Genomic DNA, 20,508 nt, shown 5'->3' on the forward strand with positions numbered 1-20,508 from the left:
TGAAAAAACATATGAAATTTTACATTTTACTTATTGTACTTTTTAGTGGTGGTTTAAGCTTTGCTCAAGATCTGAATGAAAAACAGCTAGAGGCCGATAAAAATGCAACAAATCTGGTATATAAGGCCAATACCTTAATAGAGGACGACAATTATATAGAAGCTGAAATGGCCTATAGAAAAGCAATTTCTGAAGCGCCATCAAAAGCGGTAGGGTCGTATAATTTAGCCCATTCTTATTATAAAAAAGGAAGCTTTAATGAAGCCTTATTCCGAAGTCAAGAAGCTGCAAAAAACGCCACAACTAAAGACGAAAAACACCGCGCATTTCATAATATTGGAAATATCTTAATGCAGAATGAGCAGTGTAAAGAAGCGGTAGAAGCCTTTAAAAATGCATTACGAAATAATCCTAATGACGAAGAAACACGTTATAATTTTGCTTTAGCCAAAGAATGTGCAGAGCAACAAAAGCAAGATGGAGGCGGGGAAGACAATAAGGAAGACCCTAATAAAGACCAAGAGCAAGACAAAGAAGATCAGGAAAAGAAAGACGGCGATAAAAATAAAGACGAGAAAGAGGATCAAGAGAATCAAGATAAGAAAGACGAAGGCGATCAGGATAAGAAAGACGGGGATAAGGACGAAGATGAAGACGGAAAGCCTAAAGACGATAAAAAGGATGAAGGTAAAGGCGATCAAGACAATAAAGACCAAAACCAACAACCTAAGCCGCAACCCGGACAAATGTCTCCACAGCAGATGAAAAATATTTTAGAGGCCATGCAAAATCAAGAACAGAAAGTTCAGGAGAAAATGAATGCAGAAAAACAAAAAGGCGCTAAGGTAAAAACCGAAAAGGATTGGTAATTTAACAGAAAGTCCTTAGTTTGCGAGGACCATTTTAGCTCAAGTACGATTCAAAAACTAAAAGATAGCGTTAAAGATGTCTATAAGACAGAAATAGCCATGAAATTAATAAAACACATATCCGTTCTCTTCTTCATTCTTTTTACAAGTGTAACTCTTGCACAGGTAAAGTTTGAAGCAAAAGTCAGTAAAAATAAGTTAGGAATTAATGAACGTTTACGGATAGACTTCGAAATGAATCAGGATGGTGACAATTTTGTTCCGCCTAGTTTTGCCAATTTTGATGTGGTTGGCGGTCCCAACACATCGGTGAGTAATTATTCTAGAAACGGAAAACGCTCTTTTTCTAAAACCTATAGCTATTTCTTATCGCCTAAAAAACGGGGTACTTTCACCATAAAACAAGCCACTATTGAGATTGATGGCGAAACCTATAAAACCTTTCCTATTAAAGTTACGGTTACCGAAGCCGTGAATGCACCTAACGGAAATGGTGAGGCGTCTGATGTGGCTGCCGATAAAATTCATTTGGTTGCTGAGGTTTCAAACGCTAACCCTTATTTAAACGAGGCCATAACTGTTGTTTATAAACTCTATGTGTCTCCAGATATTGGGGTGAGTAGCAATTGGCGCGAAAAAGAAATTCCGAGATATAATGACTTTTGGAGTCAGAATATAGAAATTAAAGGTCTTAATATTTTAGAAGGAACCTATAAGGGTGATAAATACCGTTACGTAGTACTTCGAAAAACGGTACTCTATCCGCAGAAAACCGGAGCGCTTAAAATTGATCCATTGGTGATGGACATCACCGCAGAGGTGCCTACCAATCGTGTTAATATTTTTGGACAACGTTTACCGGTTAAAGTGCCTAAAGTGGTTACGGCAGGAAGTAGAACCATTAACGTTAAGCCATTACCAGAAAAAGGAAGACCTTCAGATTTTAAAGGAGCTGTGGGGAATTTTTCATTTCAAGTGACAACCTCAAAAACCGAATTAAAGGCGTCTGAATCGCTTCAGGCTAAAATTGAAGTTAAAGGACGAGGGAATTTAAAACTCTTTGAGCTGCCAAAACTTACAGTGCCAAGTTCTTTAGAAGTGTATGAGCCAGAACATCAAGAAAACGTAAGAACCAATTTAAGTGGCATGCAAGGTGGTATTTCAGACACCTATACCTTAGTGCCTCAGTATCGTGGTAAATACCCTTTACCAAGTATTTCATTCTCGTATTTTAATCCTCAAACAGAAACTTATAATCGTATTACTTCGGATGAGATTATTATCGATGTTTTAGATGGACCAATGGCCGCAAATACCAATGCAGATAATGCTGTGGCTAATGCCTCTAAACAACCTGTAACCCCAAATACCAATACGTTTGCTTTTATAAAAACGAAGGCCAATTGGGAGCCTGTGAACTCAGAACCTTTCTTTAAATCCACAGGATTTTGGGCCTTGTTGTTATTGCCATTCTTAGCCATTCCTTTAGCTATTGTGGTAAGGCGTAAACAAGATGCGCGCCAAGCCGATGTGGTTGGAAACCGCATAAGAAAAGCCGATCGTTTAGCCAAAAAGTACCTCACCGATGCTAAAAAAGCAATGGGACAAAAAGAAACCTTCTACTTAGCTTTAGAGAAGGCCTTACATAATTACTTGAAAGCGAAACTGCATATTGAAACTAGTGATTTTAATAAGGAAAAGATTGAAAACCTCCTAAAAGAACGTCATGTGGAGACGGCCGTAGTTTCAGATTTTATAGCCATTTTAGAGAGCTGCGAATTGGCACGATACACGCCAATTACTCAGGTTACAATGCAAAATGATTATGATAAAGCAGCCAAAACAATTTCATTAATAGATAAACAACTCAAATAATATGAGAGTCCTTACCATCTTACTTTTTTGTTGTTTTAGTGTTTTTGGATTTTCACAAAAAGACCAACAATTTGAAGCCGCTAACGCTTTATATAACGACGGAAAATATGCCGAGGCTATTGATAAGTATGAGGCCATTTTAGATGCTGAAACCCACTCAGCAGAACTTTATTTTAACTTAGGGAATGCCAATTATAAGCTTAATAATATTGCACCTAGTATTTATTATTTTGAAAAAGCCCTTTTATTAAACCCAAAGGATGAAGCGATTCAGAATAATTTAGCCTTTGCACAGAACATGACTATAGATGCTATAGAAACCGTACCGGATGTTGGGTTTTCTAGAATTATCAATAATATGGTTAACACCTTTAGTGCCGATACTTGGGCTAAAATAGCGGTATGCGGTGTGCTCTTGTTTGTGGTGATATTTTTGGCTTATCATTTTTCGTATTCGAGTGTAAAAAAACGGATTGCTTTTATCACCAGTGTGGTTAGCTTAATCATTGCCTGTTTGTCGGTGGCTATGGCATTTCAGAAATCGGCCTTAGACAAAAAGAATACTCCGGCTATAGTGTTTAGTCAAGAAAGTAGAGTTAAAACAGATCCTAATCCTAAAAGTGAGGAAGTCTTTAGACTGCATGAAGGAACTAAGGTTTGGGTTTTAGAAACTTTTGAAGATTGGAAAAAAATTAGATTGGCAGATAACTCTACCGGTTGGATTCCTTTTAAAGATATTAAGTTATTAAAAGATTTTTAGAGCGAATTTAACGCGCCGTTAAGGTCTAACCTATTATATTTGCAGCCTATGCAAAAACGTTCAAAATACAGGGTTTCTGTTTTTTTCTTCATATTATTTATGGCGTTACTTTCTGCGCCTTCTATAATTGCCTCTGTAGATGACTCTATAGACACCACTTGTTTTTTTAGTGTGAACGAAGAAGAAGATCAACTTAGTTTTAAATTGCTTTTCAATAAAAACGAAGAAGTTTCTGATACTGTATTTGAAAACCAATCGAACGAACATTTAGGCGAGTATACCTTTAAACAGTATCCTAAGCCCCACCTCAATTTAATTTCTCCTCCCCCCGACTACGTTTCATAATTTTTAGATGTTATAGGGACCCTCTTGGTCTCGAAAAAAAATTATTGAAAATTTGCTTTAGAGTCAACCGCTCTTCAGCACAAATTATTTATACATGTTTAAAACTTTAAAAAACGACTTGCCCGCAAGTGTCGTTGTATTTTTTGTGGCATTACCATTGTGTTTAGGTATTGCTTTAGCCAGTGGAGCCCCACTTTTTTCTGGTGTTATTTCGGGAATTATTGGAGGGATTGTTGTCGGTGCACTAAGTGGTTCTAAAATTGGAGTTAGTGGTCCCGCAGCAGGATTAGCCGCAATTGTATTAACTGCAATTGGAACCTTAGGAGGTTATGAAAACTTTCTTGTTGCCGTAGTGCTTGGAGGGGCTATTCAGTTGCTCTTTGGCGTATTAAAAGCCGGAATTATCGGTTATTATTTTCCGTCTTCTGTTATTAAAGGAATGCTTACCGGTATAGGTATTATCATTATCTTAAAACAGATTCCTCACTTTTTTGGTTACGATGCCGAGCCAGAAGGTGCTGATAGTTTTATTGAGGCTTCAGGTGAAAACACCTTTTCAGCCCTGTTAAATATCTTTGATAACCTTATTTTAGGCTCTATGGTAGCCGGATTTATAGCTTTGGCTATTTTGTTATTATGGAGTAATGTTTTAGCAAAAAAAGGAAAATTTTTTCAAATTATTCAAGGGCCTTTAGTGGCTGTAGTTATCGGGATTATCTTTCATGTATTAACTCAATCTAGTGAAGCTTTAAGTATTGCAGAATCTCATTTAGTAAGTGTTCCTGTGCCTGATAGTTTTGATTCGTTTCTAGGGCAGTTTAGCTTTCCTAATTTCAATGCAATATTTAATCCAGAAGTTTGGGTGGTTGCCTTTACCATTGCCTTAGTGGCCAGTTTAGAAACCTTACTGTGTGTTGAAGCTACTGATAAAATAGATCCGCATAAAAATGTAACACCAACCAATAGAGAGTTGTTAGCACAAGGAACCGGAAACATTATTTCTGGTCTTATAGGAGGCTTGCCAATTACGCAGGTTATTGTAAGAAGTTCTGCGAATATTCAATCGGGTGGACGTTCAAAATTATCGGCCATCATTCACGGGTTTCTATTACTAATCTCTGTGGTATCTATTCCAAGATTATTAAACATGATTCCGTTGTCTGTTTTAGCAGCCATTCTACTAATTGTAGGTTATAAATTAGCCAAACCCGCCTTGTTTATGCAGATGTATAAGTTAGGATGGAAACAATCGGTACCGTTTTTTGTAACCGTTTTAGGAATTGTATTTACAGATTTATTAGTTGGTATTGGTCTTGGTTTACTTGTAGGTATTGTTGTAATTTTATTGAAAAATTACCAAAACTCACACTTCTTGCATATAGAAGACCAAAGTAACGGTAAGCACAAAATAAAAATGACCCTAGCTGAAGAAGTTACCTTTTTTAATAAAGGAGCTATCTTAAAGGAATTAGATCGTCTTCCTGAAAATACGTATTTTGAATTTGATGTGACCAAAACACGTTATTTGGATTATGATATTATTGAAATCTTAGAAGATTTTGCCTTTAAAGCGAAAGAAAGAAATATAGATATCAAGTTGATTTCTAAGCGTGGAATTGTTGAAAATCCACCAAGTTTTATAGAGTTCTTTAAATTAAGACCCAAATCGAGTATTAGTTTAAGTTAAAAGATAGCACTATAAAAGAAAACAGGAAAGCTGCTGTTGCAATTGAAGACTTATGATGAAACTGTCGTCGCAGAATGTACAACAGCTAAACCTGAGCTTCACAGAACAAAAAAAAGAATTAAGACGTAAAAAAATACAGATGAAAGCACATACTAAGGAAACACAATCCACAATGACGCCTGATAAGGCTTTACAATTTTTAAAAGAAGGAAACGTAAGGTTTCAAAATAATTTAAAAGCGAATCGAAATTTACTTGAGCAAGTTAACGATACGAGTGAAGGGCAATTTCCTTTTGCGACAATTTTAAGTTGTATTGACTCTAGAGTTTCTGCAGAATTGGTATTTGATCAAGGTTTAGGAGATATTTTTAGTGTTCGTATTGCGGGTAACTTTGTAAATGAAGATATCTTAGGGAGTATGGAGTTTGCTTCAAAATTAGCTGGAACAAAATTAATTGTAGTTTTAGGACACACAAGCTGTGGGGCTATAAAAGGCGCTTGCGATGATGCTAAGCTTGGAAATTTAACTAAATTAATTGCTAAAATTAAACCTGCTGTAGAAGCGGTAAAAGAACCTCAAGAGGCGAGTTTAAGAAACTCTAAAAATTTAGCCTTTGTTGATGAGGTTTCACATATGAATGTCAATTTAACCATAAAACGAATCCACGATGAGAGCCCTGTACTTTCAGAAATGGAACAAAATGGAGAAATAAAAATCATTGGTGCTATGTATGATGTCAATACAGGTGCCGTAGAATTTTATGAGGCATAGATAGAGTCCAATAAAATTTACTCATATAGAAATGTAAAGGCAGCATGATCGTAAAAGGTCATGCTGACTTATTTATAATAGGACTGTTTTATAGCAGTAAGCGCTTATAAAAGAGATCATTTTACCTTTGGCCTTGTCATATTTAGTACATTTGAATAGGCAACGTCCTAAACCAACCTAAACGTAACACTATGGATATAGCAGATGTATTTAAGAATAATGCCAATTGGATAACGGGCAAACTGTCTCAGGATGCCGATTATTTTGAAAACTTAGGGAAAGGGCAAAAACCAGAGCTTTTATATATTGGTTGCTCAGATAGTAGGGTAACGGCTGAAGACCTCATGGGCTTAGGGCCAGGAGAGGCTTTTGTACATCGTAATATTGCCAATATGGTTGTGGGTACGGATGCTAATGGCATGTCTGTTGTAAATTATGCCGTTACCCATTTAAAGGTTAACCATGTCGTGGTATGTGGGCATTATGCTTGTGGCGGGGTCAAAGCCGCTATGGAGTCGTCCGATTTAGGTGTGCTCAATGGTTGGTTAAGAAATATAAGAGACGTTTACAGAATGCACAAGGAGGAGTTAAACGCCATAAGTTGTGAAGAACAAAAATACGATCGCTTAGTAGAACTCAACGTCAAGGAGCAATGTGTTAACCTTATTAAAACCGCTGCCGTACAAAAGGCCTATCGAGACCGTGGGCTTAAAGTACATGGTTGGGTGTTTGATGTGCACACAGGAGAACTAATAGATCTTAAAATAGATTTTGAAAAGTATCTCAAAGATATCATGGAAATTTACCATTTAGATTAAGCTTTTACACTTTTAAAACGCTTAATCCAACACAATAAAAAACTTTAATTAAGAGGCTTCCGTGGTCTCTTCAGTCATTTCCTTTTCTGTTGTTTCAGTAGCATCGTCTTCTGACTTTTTAATGATAGTTGGGAACAGTAGTGGTGCTAAAGACTTAATAGGACTGTAAAGTACACTTTTATCTAAGTCTTCTTTTTCCATAAAAGGTAAGGTGTCGTTCATTTTGGCAAAGACGCCTAAAAGAACACTTAAAATAAGACCAATTTTTAAAGCGCCAAATACAGCACCTGCAAGTTTGTTAATGATCCCTAAAGCGGCAAAATCTGCCAGTTTGGTTAGGGCTTTTCCGGCCAAACTAATGGTAAGCACAATAACCACAAACGTAATGGCAAATGCCACAATATTAATCGTTTTTATATTCCAATCTACTTTAGCTTGAAGAAAATCAGAGGCAAAACCACTAAAGTGAATCGCTCCCCATACGCCTAAAACTAATGCAACTAATGATGCAACTTCGACAAAGAAGCCCTTAAATAAACCGCGTATAAAGCCAAATAATAATAAGGCTGCTAAAATAATATCGATAACACTCATGCCATTGGTGGTTTAGACAAAAATACATGAATTTTTTAAGTTGAAAATCTAACTGTCTTCAAAAGCAAATGCCTTGAGTTAACATTATCAGTCCTTTTTTAGGATTTGTAGCCGATAACCGAATTCAAGCTCTATAAGTTTATTAACTTTGAAGCTTTAAATGGTGTTGAAACTTTAAACAACATAACGATTTATATTAATTAAAGGATTTCCGTTTTTCGGAAAAAAATGAACATGGCAAGAGACGAACAATTAAAAGAACGATGGGATTTAGTGGTTGAAAAACTCTCTAATCAGTTTGCAGATGGAGACCGTTTAGACCTCGATTCCATTATTTATTTAATAGGGGTGCAAGAGTTAGGACAGTTGCACCGAGAGTATAAAAAAGACCACAAGCTAGACCTAATGCATATTGCCATTTGCAAAGTCTTAGAACCCTATGGGTTTTACGAATTTGATTATGTAGATGACGACGGTTGGCCGCATTATAAAGTATTAGCACAATTACCACATCTAAAAGCAGGAGAGCAAAGTATTCTTATGAAAGAAGCTATTGTGAACTACTTTTTAGAAGCTGAATATATTGATTAATTTTTTAAGTAAACGACCACAATTGCAAGTCTTTTAACGGTGCAGACGTTTAAATATAAAAGGTCATTAATAGTATAACGGAGTACAAATACGTGTCAATTTTAAGCGGAATTTACCAAGAGCAGTACAAAACTGAAATTTCAAGTTAAAATAGCAATAGTAAAGCTTGCGGTATATCCTGTAATTTTTGTGTTTTTACGTTCATAATTCCTTAAATTTGCCACCTACTTTTAGAAACCATGATAGACAAGATAAAAGAACTTATAGCAGAAGCCGAAGCTTTTAAAGCCCAATCTAAAGAAGAAGTTGAAGCCTTCAGAATAAAATATTTAGGCTCAAAAGGCCATTTAAAAGCATTTTATGGCGAATTAAAAAACGTAGCGAATGATCAGAAGCGTGAATTCGGACAAATTATTAATGAGCTTAAAAATACCGCAGAGGCTAAGGTAAACACCTTAAAGGAAGCCTTAGAAAGTGCTGAGGAAGATAAAGGGATTTATGGCGACTTATCGCGTCCTAGTGAACCGATTGCCTTAGGCGCACGTCATCCAATCTCTATTGTTAAAAATGAAATCATAGATATCTTTTCTCGTATTGGTTTTAACGTTAGTGAAGGTCCGGAGATTGAAGATGATTGGCATAACTTTACCGCATTAAACTTGCCAGAATACCATCCGGCACGAGATATGCAGGATACCTTTTTTATTCAAACTGATCCTGATATTTTATTGCGTACGCATACCAGTTCTGTTCAGGTGCGTTATATGGAGAATAACCAACCTCCTATTAGAACAATTTCTCCAGGACGTGTGTACCGTAATGAAGCTATTTCGGCACGTGCGCACTGTTTCTTTCACCAAGTAGAAGGGTTGTATATTGATAAGGATGTAAGTTTTGCAGACTTAAAGCAAACCCTTCAATATTTTACCACAGAGATGTTTGGGAAATCTAAAATTAGATTGCGTCCGTCTTACTTTCCATTTACAGAACCTAGTGCTGAGGTGGATGTGTATTGGGGACTAGAAACAGAAACCGATTATAAAATTACTAAAGGAACGGGTTGGTTAGAAATTATGGGTTGTGGTATGGTAGATCCTAACGTTCTAGAAAATTGTGGTATAGACTCTAAAGAATACTCTGGTTTTGCTTTTGGTATGGGGATTGACCGTATTGCCATGTTATTAAACCAAATTAGCGATATTCGTTTATTAAGTGAAAATGATGTTCGTTTCTTAGAGCAATTTAAAAGTTCGCTTTAAGGTCTAAATAGTTTTTCGGTTGAATGTATAGCGAGATTTAAAGGTCGTAACGCGTTTTTTCTTTTAAACGCATTGGATTCCATTCTAATTAAAATATTCTCAAGGGTTCTTATCGCATTATTGATATAAGGACCCTTGTTTAGCATTACACACTCTGCATAAGCCCCAAGCGTGGCGTCACTAATCTCTGCACGAGTAGGAATGCCGGTTTTTGCTAAATTTTCTAAGACTTGTGTGGCCCAAATAACAGGAATATGAGCGGCTTCACAAATCCATAAAATTTGATTTTGTACTTCAGAAATCCGTTCAAAACCTACCTCTACCGCAAGATCTCCACGGGCAATCATCACCCCAATACTGTTGTGTTTCATGCCTTCTAATAATATTTCGGGTAAGTTTTCAAAAGCTTCAACATTTTCAATCTTAAAAATCACTCCGAGATTGCTAGCGTTGTGAAGATGGAGCTGCTCAAATAAAAAGCTCACATCTTCCTTATTACGAACAAAAGAATAGCCAAGCATATCGGCATGCGCACAGGCAAAAGGCAGATTGTTAATGTCCTTTTCGGTTAATGCCGGTAATTTGTATTTGGTATGCGGAAGGTTAATTCCTTTTTCAGAAGAGAGTTTCGATTTGTAACAGTCCGTTATTAAAAGCTCTACATCGGCTTCCGATTTTTTAAGGACCTGAGCCTTAATCATACCATCATCAAAAAACACGACATCATCGACTTTGATGTCATCAATAATTTCATGAAGTAACACCCCAATTTCGGCTTTTTCAATTTGAGTATTGGTGTGGTCAAATTTTGAGCCTTTCCCTTTGGTGCGACGCTTGGTTAAGATAATATGATCGCCCTTTTTTATGGCAATACTGTGTTTTATTTTACCATTATCATTTCTTATTTCTATGGTTGACGTTCTAAATTTTGGACCCGCTAGATCCATATAAATTTTAATATTAAAATGCGTTTGGTTATTAATTTCCTTAATGTAGTTCACCATCTGCGTCCAATCTTCAATACTATCATGACCTAAATTAATACGGGCTATTTCCATACCGTTTTCTGCCATTTCTCTAATGATGGCCTTGTCTTTGGCAGCTTGTTTAGGTAGTGTAACCATTATTTCAGCTAAATGCTTGGTACGGTTTCTTTTAAAGAGGGCATTGGCATTTTTTTTAACCAATTTTTTACTTTTCTTATAGCCAATGACTTCCATATGTGAATGCTCCGGTACTGGTAAGCCTTGTAAAAGTTTGAGGTTTCTAACCACGTTAAAGATGTTGCTGTACACATAACCTTCAGACGTTCTAATGGACGAGACACCAACCTCAGAGAGATGGTCTTGGTATTTTCTTAAGTCGTAGGTACGGAGCATTAAATAGCGACAAAGGTTTTTTGCACTAAGTTTATAGTTTTGATGTATTTCTGAGGTCACACGGTTAATATTGGACTCATTCGTTTCAAGCGTTTCTAAAATGGCTTCCAGTCCTTTAGTGAGTTTATTCAATTTCATAAGACAACAATTTTACACATCAATAAGCGCTGTAAAAGTACCGCCTTAAGGCGATTTAAATCATGATTTCCATCATAGTCTAAAGCGGTAAGAAGCCTAAAAGAAGAGGCGTCGGTTTTAGAAATTAAGAAGGCCTTTAGACGGTAAATACGGGATTTGTATTATTTTTGAAAATTGAATGAAAAAGTCATGCCTTAAAGCCTGAGATTATGAAAAAAGATATTGAAATTCCAGAAGTAAAAGATGTTCATGTTGCCGTAGTGCAAGAAAAGCATTTGGAGTATAAAACCTTAGATTGGAATGCCTATATCATTAATAATAGTGATGAAGATTTAGAAACTGTACTTATTGTAGCACGAGGTTATAGTGATACAAAAATTACACCTGTAATGCGTCATACCATTGCTAAGCTACCAGGCAGAAGCTATGCAAAAATTGAGTTTTTACAAGAGAAGGTTTTGGCTTTAAATAACGAGTTTAAAATCACCTATTTTATAGGTAACCAAATGTTTGATAAAAGCTATTTGTTTAGAAAGAATACTATTAATGAAAAAGCATTACAAACGGTGCCGTTAATGCAGTTAAAGGGCATATTGGTAAAATAAAAAATTCCTGCCGAAGCAGGAATCTTAATGAGGTTATATTAATGATGACAAGGCTTAATCAAGCTTGTCAACTAATTTTTCAAAGACTTTTTTAGGGTTTTTGTTTTCATAAAGAATGTCGTAAACCGCTTTAATAATCGGAAGCTGTGTTTTACGCTTATTTTTTTTGTTTAAATCGTGTGCACTTTTTGTGGCATAATACCCTTCAGCGACCATATTCATTTCCATCTGAGCAGATTTTACGGTATACCCTTTACCAATCATACTTCCAAACATACGGTTACGAGAAAAGACGGAATAACCCGTCACTAATAAATCCCCTAGATAGGCTGAGTTATTAATGTTTCGTTTCATCTTATGGCGCTTTTTAATAAAGCGTTTCATCTCACGGATGGCATTACTCATTAATACACTTTGGAAATTATCGCCATAACCCAATCCATGCGCAATTCCGGCTGCAATGGCGTAGATATTTTTTAGCATAACAGCATATTCAATACCAATTACATCATCGCTAGTTTTTGTCTTTATATAAGAACTAGAGAGGTTTTTAGCAATGGCTTCAGCTTTTTCTTTATCGGCACAAGAGATGGTAAGGTAAGATAAGCGTTCTAAAGCGACTTCTTCTGCATGACAAGGCCCTGCGATGACCGCAATATGATCAAAAGGAATTTTGTAAATATCGTGGAAATGTTCTCCAACTAATTTTCCAGATTCGGGCATAATACCTTTTACGGCTGAAACAATAGTCTTGTTGCTAATATCTACATTGAGTTGTTCTAATTCTGAATGAATAAATGCAGACGGAATAACAAAGATTAAGACATCGGCCCATGCTGCAATTTCATTAATGTCGTTGCTTAATTTTAATTGTTCTGTATGAAATTCTACTGAACTTAAATAACTTGGGTTATGCTGCTCTTTTAAGAGGTGCTCTTTGGTGTAAGCGCTTCGCATATACCAACCAATTTCATCTAAATTCTCGCTGAGCATTTTTACAATCGCTGTTGCCCAACTTCCGGCGCCAAAAACGGCATATTTTTTAGTGTCACTCATAGTGATATATTCAATTTTGTATTTCAAAAATACGGAAAATTAAGGGAAAAATCTCTGAGGAATTTTGTTATGTTAGCGTTAAAATTACTGTATTTACAGGCCCTTAAAGCCTTCAGGGATTTAAAATCTTCGTTGTATGGAAATCCCTTAAATAGGTTTTGGCACGTGTTTTGAAATGCTCTTAACAAGTAACTTTAAAACCTTGAGATTATGAAAACAACAAAACTACTCTTAGGATTCGCATTTATAGCCACTCTATTTACTTCTTGTTATACCGAGGAAGTTTACATTAATAATGAATCCTCCTTATCTCTAAACCAGTTATTAAATTCTTACGATTTGTGGTATGTTGATATTAATGCAACTCAAGGTTATGGGGAAACTCCTTTTCTTCAAATGGCTTTTACAATAACATTTGATAATGGTCGTTTGTATGCAAATAATAATTTGGTGGGAATTGGTAATCAAGGTAATGGTTATGGTGTGCATATAGGAAGTTATGACGCCTACGACATGATTTTAGATACCGACCATGTTATTGATGGTTATGATAGTTTTGATGTTTATCAAATTGATTATAATACCATTGAATTATTTAACCCTTATAACAATACCTCTTATTTTTTACACGGTTACCAAAAGTCTACGTTTGATTATAACTTTGTGTTTTACGATAATATTCATTATTTTCTTCAGGAATATGATGCTTGGGAAAAAATCTATACCAGTCATCATGGTGCGCTAAACGACTTTGATAGTGAAAACTATTTGCAGTTTTTAGCGGGAGGAAATGATGATACTTTTAAAAGCTCTCAAGACTTTAATGTGTATAATACCAATGCTATTTACTGGGACTTTATTGGCGATTATAGTGTAGGGAATATTTCAGGGAGCAGTTACCTTAAAACATTAACATTAGATTATGATTATTTCGACAATGAATTCTTCGAACTCACCGTTATTAATGATAGTACTATTGAGTTGTATCATGCCAGTTCTGGGACAACCTATCGTTTTAATGGTCGTGGTTATATTGCTTATTACAGAAGTTCTGATGCGGACGGAAAATCGGCAAATACCGAATTAGACCGTAAAAAACGAAAACAACAAACAGCGAAAGTAGAGAATACAAGAACCAATACACGAAGCTAAATTTGGTTGGTTATTTAGCTTCGAGATACTCATCCGGATATTAGTTTTGGATGAGTATTTTTTTTGTGGCCATATCAATACTTCGCCCAGATATTAACCAAAAAAATCCAACACAGGAGGTGTTGGATTTTTAATTTTAAAGTCAATGGATTTTAAATTTCTGTATTTACCCATTTGTATAAGGTGGCATAGAGCTCATCTTTTATTATAGGTTTAGAGAGGAATCCTAAACAGCCTTTTTGGTAGCAACGTTCCTTTTCATCGGGCATAGAATAGGCCGTTTGCATTATGATCTTAGCCTTTGGATTAATATTTAAAATTTTACCCATAGCTTCAATACCACTCATGGTAGGCATTCTAATATCTAGTAAAACAATATCAATTTGTTCGGTTTCTCTGTAGATTTCTACAGCCTCCCAACCTGTTTTAGCAAAGAGAACATTGGCTTCAGTATCCTTTAATACAATTTTGAATAATAATCGTATTAAGGAGTCGTCTTCAGCAATTAAAACCGTTTTTCCTTTTAAGAAATTCTTTTCTTTAGGAAGTGTGGCTTGTGTAGGTTCTGCACTAGACTCGGCATACTTTACAGGAATAGTGAATTCAAATAAGGTACCTTTATGTTCTTCAGAACTTACTGTGATATCACCACCTAATAAGGTAAGGATACCTTTACAAATGGTAAGGCCTAAACCAGTCCCGCCGTATTTGGCATTACTTTCATAATTGAGTTGTTTAAACCGTTCAAAAATTTCTAATTGCTTGCTTTTTTTAATACCAATACCATTATCCTGTACAAAGAACTTTATCTCATTTTCTACGAGGTCGAATCCGAAGGAAATTTCTCCTTTTTCTGAGAATTTTAAAGCGTTGTTTAAAAGATTAGAAACCACTTGTTGTAAGCGTTGTCCATCTGTAATAATGCGTAAATTCTCAATAGGAATATGGGTTCTAAAGACAATGTCTTTTTTATGTTTGGCAATTTTTAGCTGGTTATAGGTGATTTCTAAATTAGCAATTAGACTAGAAATATTACACTCCTTAAACGTTACTTTCAGTTCGTTAGACTCTATTTTTGCAATATCGATGATGTCATCAATAAGATTAAGGAGTTGTTTAGAATTCCCATCTATAATTTCTAAATATTTAAAGCGTTCTTCCTTCGTTAGGCTATCGTTCTTTAATAATTCAGAAAATCCTAGAACTCCATTCATTGGAGTTCTAATTTCATGACTCATATTGGCTAGGAAATAGTTTTTATGAAGATTGGCTTCTTCTGCTATTTTTCTAGCATTGATAAGTTCTACTTCGGCATTTTTATGCTTGGTAATATCTTGCGCAGCACCTCTTAAGCCAATAATTTCCCCTTCTTTGTTCTTCACAGCTTCTCCTTGAGCCTTAATCCAGATTTCTTGGCCTTCAAAATTATAAAGGTTGAGTTCTAACTCGTAAGGAACACCTTGTTTTTGTGTTTTCTCTACGGCTTCAGATAAGCGTTTCCAACTTTCTTCGGTAAAAATATCTTGTTGCTCAATGTAGGTTGGTGGAGGGGTGTTAGGATCTATTCCAAAAATATTAAAGAGTTGACCCGTCCATGTCACAGCGTTTGTATTGATATCTAAATACCAGCCACCAACACTAGTTAATTCTTGAACTCTATTAAGTTCATTTTCACTTTTACTTAAAGCTTCTTCTTTATTTTTCAGATCTGTATAATCCGAAATGGTTCCTGCAAATTCTCCTTTTTTAGGAGAGAAAATATTAATGAAATAGTGTTTTTTAGACTCCGGAATATAGATTTCAAAGATTTGGTTTTCGCCCGTTAAAGCCGTTTTACCGTATCTTGAAATCCAATTGTTAGGATCGTCTCTTAACTCTGGACGCAGGTTTAAAATGCGTTTGCCTATGATGTCTTCGGTTTTTAAATTTAGGATTTTTTCAAAAGCCGGATTAATATCGATGTATTCCCAATCTATAGGTTCATCTTTCTCATTAGTGATAATTTTAGCATGCATAAAACCTTCATTAAGGTTTTGAAACAGCTTCTGGTACTTTCTACCTGTTTCAACAAGTTGTAATTCCGTTTCTTTGAGCTTATTAATATTGTTAAGTGTAATTACAACCCCATTAATAAGCTTATTAGAGGTTATAAATGGGCTAATACGTAATAAGTAATAATTCCCATTTTGGTCGTTTACCTGTTTTTCAACGATTTTTAATTTTTCTAAAACATACTTTGAATCTTCTATAATAGAGTTTCTAGTATCCTCTTTAAAATTAGATGTAAAGCTAGATAGCGTGCGGCCTAAGTCTACTTCATCTAAATTAAATACCGCTTTTAGCGCTGGTGTAAATTTTCTAATTCTTAAATCGGTATCTAAGAATAAGGTGGCAATTTGGGTGTTGTCTAAAAGGTTGGTAATATCATTATTAAGATTGGTAAGCTCCTTATTTTTTTCTTGCATTTCGGTGTTTACCGTATACAATTCTTCATTTACAGATTGCAGCTCTTCATTGGTACTCTGAAGCTCTTCATTAGAGGCCATTAGTTCTTCGTTAGAAGATTGCAGCTCTTCGTTACTGGTCTCTAACTCTTCAATAGCATTTTGTAACTCGATCTTCGCAATTTTAAGTGCCGTTTCTAAATCTTCTAATCGTTGGTTAGAAACTTCATCTAAATCAATATTCGCTAAAACAAGCGGGGTCTTATTTGTTACAGGAACATCATTAGTGAACTCAATTAAATAACAATTATTGAGGTCTTTATAATTCTGGGATTTATGAAATTTTAAGTCAAAGGTGTAGCTCTGTCCTGCAATTACATTATTAATACCTTCAATTACCACATCTACTTTATTGGCTTCTACACGTCGGATACCGCTTCTAATGATGATAGCAATATCTGGACTTACCATTTTTAATAAGTTATTCTGAAAAATTCCAGAATTGTGTGATAAGCGTTTTCCGGCATCGCCATTAATGAATAAAATATTGAAATCTTCATCAATAAAGATGGATGCTGGACTAAATTTCTGACTTAAATATTTATGAAAAATAAGTTCAGGATTTTCCTTTAAACTTACAGGAGGTGTACTCCGTGGCGTTTCTGGGTGTTTATAAGAAAGCGTGGTAATCCGATCTAAATTAGAACTGTGTGACGGAATTTGTTTTGCAAGTGCAATATTCTGAAAAATCTTCCATTTTACATCAATGGTTTTAAAGAGTTTAGCCGTTTCTCCTAAAGATTCGCTATTCCCTAAAAATAAATAAGAGAATTGATTTAATGCAAATTGAAAATTATACATTACCTTCTTTTGAATTTTAGAATCAAAATAGATGAGTAAGTTTCTACATGAAATAAGATCCATTTTTATAAATGGTGGGTCTTTAATTAAATTGTGATTAGAAAAGACAATTTTTTCTCGGACACGGTTTATAATTTGAATTTTATCCCCATGTTTAATGAAATATTGATCGAGATAAGGTTTTTCTATTTCATTAATAATGTTAACATGGTAAACACCAAGACTAGCAATAGCTAAAGCTCTTGGGTCTATATCCGTAGCAAATATTTTATACTCTAAATTAATTTGATGGGTACGTAAATAATTGTCGATTAACATGGCTAAAGAGTAAACCTCTTCCCCTGTAGAACAACCGGCCACCCAAACGCGTATGGTGTTTTCTTTATTTTTGTTTTTACAAATTTCAGGAATCACTTTGTTCTTCAATTGCTCAAAGGCCTCTGTATCTCTGAAAAAGCGTGTAACCCCGATTAAAAAATCTTCTTTTAAAGATTGTTGCTCATTAATATTGCTACTTAAAAATGTCGCATAGTCATAAATGTGGTCAATACTGTTAATGTTCATTCGCTTTTCAATGCGTCGTAAAAGCGTGTTCTTTTTATACTCTCTAAAATCTATGCCAGAGAATTTGAAAACGATGGTAAGGATATCGTTAATTAAAGTTTCGTTTGAAGGATGTTTATCAAAACCTTCACGAAGTAGTGGTCGGCTTAAAGGATTTTTATGGATAATCTCTGCAATCTTCGCTGGGCTTAAGATGTAGTCTGGTGTATTTGTTAAAATAGCCGAATTTGGCATGCCATCAAACTGTGCCGTTGAAGGATCTTGAACAATGGTTGTACCACCACCTTCTTTTATAGTTTTAAGACCTCTAGAGCCATCAGAACCTGTTCCCGATAAAATAACGCCAATAGAATGGTCTTTATACTCTTCACCTAAGGTATGAAAAAAGATATCTATAGGCAGGTTTAAATTATGTTTAGGCCCTTTGTCTAACAAGTAGAGTTGCGTGCCTTTGATATGCAAATTTTTACTCCTTTGGTTTAAGTAAATACAATTAGGTCTTATAGTTTGTTTATCCTCTGCCGTATAAATTGGCATTTTTGTATGCTTACTAAGTAATTCTGGCATCAAACTCTTAAAGTCTGGCGATAAATGCTGAATGATTATAAAGGCCATTCCAGTGTCGTTAGGCATGTGATCAAAGAGGTTTTGAATAGCATCTAAACCTCCTGCCGAGGCGCCTATACCAACAACATAAAATTTGGGGTCGTTATCTTTCATTTATTAGGGGTTGTTTTGGGTAAAATGTACGTAAAATCTATTGGGCTATAGAGGTACAAGAGTTTTTATTGTGGTTGATTTAAAGACTTACGAAAAAAGCTTAAAGGGGTTTTGTAAAGCTAAAAAAAAGGATAAACAGGTTTAACGTTATAGCCATTGTATAATTTGTGTTCCTATTCAGAGTTCTAGCTGCAGGTATTATTTATTTTCAAGTTTTAAGCCCTTACAGATTTGTAACGTTGGGTGATCGCTTTTTCATCATACCTTGTTCTGTAATACATATAAATAGGAATATCATTCAAGGGATTATTAAAACTTGATGGTTTTACATGATGCGTAAAGCGTATACCATTCTTTGATTTACGACATATGGCATAAGAAGCTTTAGTGGCAAACATTGCTGGTAAAGACATCGCTGTTTCACCACAATTTGAAGTAGAAAAGGTCATAAAGTAGTTCTAAAAGAGTCAAATATAACTATAAAAACAGGTAATTTAACGATAATTTATATTATGTCTAGATTATGAAACTGTAATTAATAGGAAAATAGTTTTCAAAAAAGGCCTTTAAAACTTGTAGATAAATACCTAAAATAGTTTTTTTAAGGCCAATTCTAAGCCTTCATAATTATAGGGTTTAGCCACAATATTTTTAGAAGCATCTAATAAAAAATAGGTCGGAGTTGCAGAAATCCCATAAGTTTTCACAATTGGATTCTCCCATTTGTTAAGTCCTTTGGTGTGGATAAACATAGGGTACTGTTTAATTTCTTTCTCCCAATGGCTTTTCTCATTCTCTAAACCAAAGGCTACAACTTTTAATTCTGGATGGTTGGCTACTAATTTTTTTACTAGTGGTAACTCATTTAAACAGTGGCTACAGGTGCTACTCCAAAAAATTAATAAATAATGTTTCGCCCCTTCTAACTGATGTAAACTTGTTTTCGTGTCGCTTAATTGAATTTCAAAATCTGGAGCTAAGGCACCAATATGCGTATTTTTATAAGCAATAAGCATTTCTTCCAAATCTATATTTTTTGTTTGCTTTGCCAATTCTAAAAGGTAAGTATTTGTTATATAATTGGCCATGTTAGCATGGTCTAAGTCCACAAAGGTTTGCCAAAGCATTTGTAATAAGCTGGTTTTAATTGGTAAATCGTCATTGCCAATAGCCAAAGCAACATCGTCTATGTGAGATTTGTAAACCGTTTCATCAGGGTTCATAACCATATTAAACACGTAGGCGGTTACACGATCGGTTAAATAAGACGAACTCTGTAATAAGGCATCGCTAAAATCTACTTGACTTAAAAAATGAGCCTTTAAATGTTTGGAGTATGTACTTATATCTTCGTAATCTGTTGGAATATAAGGTCTGTTAGCTTTAATAAAACGGACGACCAATTTACCTTCTGCTAATTCTTCATACGCCGTTTGTGTGTCTTTAAGGGTTTTAAATATGGCCTGAAAACCTTTTTTGTCTTTATTCTTTTTTCCGTAATAATTACTAATAGTTTGGTTAATCATTTCCATACTCTTAAGATAAGAGTCCCAAAGTTTATTTTCTTCGGAAATGGTAAATTGAACGCCTTTTTCTAAACTGAAGTTGAAAGCAACCTGTTCCTTTCCATCATAAATAAAATCGAAATTATTCTCCTCAGGAGGCGTGGCATAAACAATTTTATAAATCCCTGGAGTTAGCGTAGAATCTAAGTCAATTTTAAAATGGCCTTCGGCATCTAATTGACCTCGGTCTATATAATTAGCCCTTTCTGGAGTAGCATGGTAAAGAAAAGCATAGCTATAATCTTCAGCAGGCGTAAATGTCCCTTCTACACTTTGAGCAAATGTTAAAACGGGTAAAACTAATAGGAGGACAAGTAAGTTTTTCATGATGTGTAGTCTTTTCAAATTCTAGGCTAAGGGGCGCAATGTGTAATGCCTTAGGTCTTGTTGTAAAAGTAACGGATATATTCGACTTCAAAATAATCAGTTTTAAATATTTAACAGGAATTTCTGA

Annotated in this window: 17 protein-coding genes; 11 read left to right on the forward strand and 6 right to left on the reverse strand. The window is 35.0% G+C overall.

The genetic code is table 11. From position 1 onward, the window contains the following. The first annotated feature begins 11 nt into the window (after positions 1 to 11). The 7 genes from DFQ08_RS02785 (at position 12) to DFQ08_RS02815 (ending at position 7,126) form a co-directional block, all read left to right on the forward strand. On the forward strand, positions 12 to 869 hold the full coding sequence (locus tag DFQ08_RS02785; RefSeq protein ID WP_114308659.1) for a tetratricopeptide repeat protein: 858 nt from the start codon (positions 12 to 14) through the stop codon (positions 867 to 869). 99 nt (positions 870 to 968) lie between these two features. Then, positions 969 to 2,744, forward strand: coding sequence for a BatD family protein (locus DFQ08_RS02790; RefSeq protein WP_114308265.1), 1,776 nt, complete (start codon positions 969 to 971; stop codon positions 2,742 to 2,744). A 1-nt stretch (position 2,745) separates the two neighbouring features. Next, positions 2,746 to 3,504 carry a tetratricopeptide repeat protein gene (locus DFQ08_RS02795; RefSeq protein WP_114308266.1) on the forward strand — a complete coding sequence of 253 codons (759 nt, stop codon included), beginning with the start codon at positions 2,746 to 2,748 and terminating at the stop codon, positions 3,502 to 3,504. A 48-nt stretch (positions 3,505 to 3,552) separates the two neighbouring features. Then, positions 3,553 to 3,849: a hypothetical protein gene (locus DFQ08_RS02800; RefSeq protein WP_114308267.1), complete on the forward strand. Its 297-nt coding sequence runs from the start codon at positions 3,553 to 3,555 to the stop codon at positions 3,847 to 3,849. A gap of 94 nt (positions 3,850 to 3,943) precedes the next feature. Next, a complete protein-coding gene (locus DFQ08_RS02805; protein ID WP_114308268.1) occupies positions 3,944 to 5,536 on the forward strand; it encodes a SulP family inorganic anion transporter in 1,593 nt (530 codons plus the stop codon). Between the two features lie 139 nt (positions 5,537 to 5,675). Next, positions 5,676 to 6,308 carry a carbonic anhydrase family protein gene (locus DFQ08_RS02810; protein WP_114308660.1) on the forward strand — a complete coding sequence of 211 codons (633 nt, stop codon included), beginning with the start codon at positions 5,676 to 5,678 and terminating at the stop codon, positions 6,306 to 6,308. A gap of 191 nt (positions 6,309 to 6,499) precedes the next feature. Next, on the forward strand, positions 6,500 to 7,126 hold the full coding sequence (locus DFQ08_RS02815) for a carbonic anhydrase (protein ID WP_114308269.1): 627 nt from the start codon (positions 6,500 to 6,502) through the stop codon (positions 7,124 to 7,126). Positions 7,127 to 7,174: 48 nt separating this feature from the next. On the opposite strand, the gene DFQ08_RS02820 is transcribed toward DFQ08_RS02815, so the two are convergent. Next, positions 7,175 to 7,720 (reverse strand): CvpA family protein, encoded by a 546-nt coding sequence (locus DFQ08_RS02820; protein ID WP_114308270.1) that lies wholly within the window; start codon positions 7,718 to 7,720, stop codon positions 7,175 to 7,177. Positions 7,721 to 7,954: 234 nt separating this feature from the next. Here DFQ08_RS02820 and DFQ08_RS02825 point away from each other — a divergent pair, with 234 nt between their 5' ends. Continuing rightward, positions 7,955 to 8,311, forward strand: coding sequence for a hypothetical protein (locus DFQ08_RS02825; protein ID WP_114308661.1), 357 nt, complete (start codon positions 7,955 to 7,957; stop codon positions 8,309 to 8,311). A gap of 239 nt (positions 8,312 to 8,550) precedes the next feature. Further along, complete coding sequence (pheS, locus tag DFQ08_RS02830) at positions 8,551 to 9,570, forward strand: phenylalanine--tRNA ligase subunit alpha (protein ID WP_114308271.1); 1,020 nt, start codon at positions 8,551 to 8,553, stop codon at positions 9,568 to 9,570. On the opposite strand, the gene DFQ08_RS02835 is transcribed toward pheS, so the two are convergent. Further along, entirely contained in the window at positions 9,567 to 11,087 is a 1,521-nt protein-coding gene (locus tag DFQ08_RS02835) for a pyruvate kinase (protein ID WP_114308272.1), read from the reverse strand. The genes pheS and DFQ08_RS02835 overlap by 4 nt on opposite strands. 209 nt (positions 11,088 to 11,296) lie before the next feature. Here DFQ08_RS02835 and DFQ08_RS02840 point away from each other — a divergent pair, with 209 nt between their 5' ends. Beyond that, positions 11,297 to 11,692 carry a hypothetical protein gene (locus DFQ08_RS02840; RefSeq protein ID WP_114308273.1) on the forward strand — a complete coding sequence of 132 codons (396 nt, stop codon included), beginning with the start codon at positions 11,297 to 11,299 and terminating at the stop codon, positions 11,690 to 11,692. A 54-nt stretch (positions 11,693 to 11,746) separates the two neighbouring features. Here the strand turns inward: DFQ08_RS02840 and DFQ08_RS02845 are convergent, their stop codons facing one another. Next, positions 11,747 to 12,748: an NAD(P)H-dependent glycerol-3-phosphate dehydrogenase gene (locus tag DFQ08_RS02845; protein ID WP_114308274.1), complete on the reverse strand. Its 1,002-nt coding sequence runs from the start codon at positions 12,746 to 12,748 to the stop codon at positions 11,747 to 11,749. Positions 12,749 to 12,958: 210 nt separating this feature from the next. On the opposite strand from DFQ08_RS02845, the gene DFQ08_RS02850 reads away from it, so the two are divergent. Then, entirely contained in the window at positions 12,959 to 13,900 is a 942-nt protein-coding gene (locus DFQ08_RS02850) for a nicotinic acid mononucleotide adenyltransferase (protein ID WP_114308275.1), read from the forward strand. 152 nt (positions 13,901 to 14,052) lie between these two features. On the opposite strand, the gene DFQ08_RS02855 is transcribed toward DFQ08_RS02850, so the two are convergent. From DFQ08_RS02855 to DFQ08_RS02865, 3 genes are all read right to left on the reverse strand, one after another. Beyond that, positions 14,053 to 18,489: a CheR family methyltransferase gene (locus DFQ08_RS02855; protein WP_114308276.1), complete on the reverse strand. Its 4,437-nt coding sequence runs from the start codon at positions 18,487 to 18,489 to the stop codon at positions 14,053 to 14,055. Positions 18,490 to 18,704: 215 nt separating this feature from the next. After that, positions 18,705 to 18,938, reverse strand: a complete 234-nt coding sequence (locus DFQ08_RS02860; RefSeq protein ID WP_114308277.1) for a hypothetical protein — start codon at positions 18,936 to 18,938, stop codon at positions 18,705 to 18,707. Between the two features lie 138 nt (positions 18,939 to 19,076). Continuing rightward, a complete protein-coding gene (locus DFQ08_RS02865) occupies positions 19,077 to 20,381 on the reverse strand; it encodes a TlpA family protein disulfide reductase (RefSeq protein ID WP_114308278.1) in 1,305 nt (434 codons plus the stop codon). Between the last annotated feature and the right edge of the window lie 127 nt (positions 20,382 to 20,508).

Origin of the sequence: Winogradskyella arenosi (genome assembly GCF_003337305.1) — a bacterium.
In the GTDB taxonomy this organism is placed as follows: Bacteria; Bacteroidota; Bacteroidia; order Flavobacteriales; family Flavobacteriaceae; genus Winogradskyella; species Winogradskyella arenosi.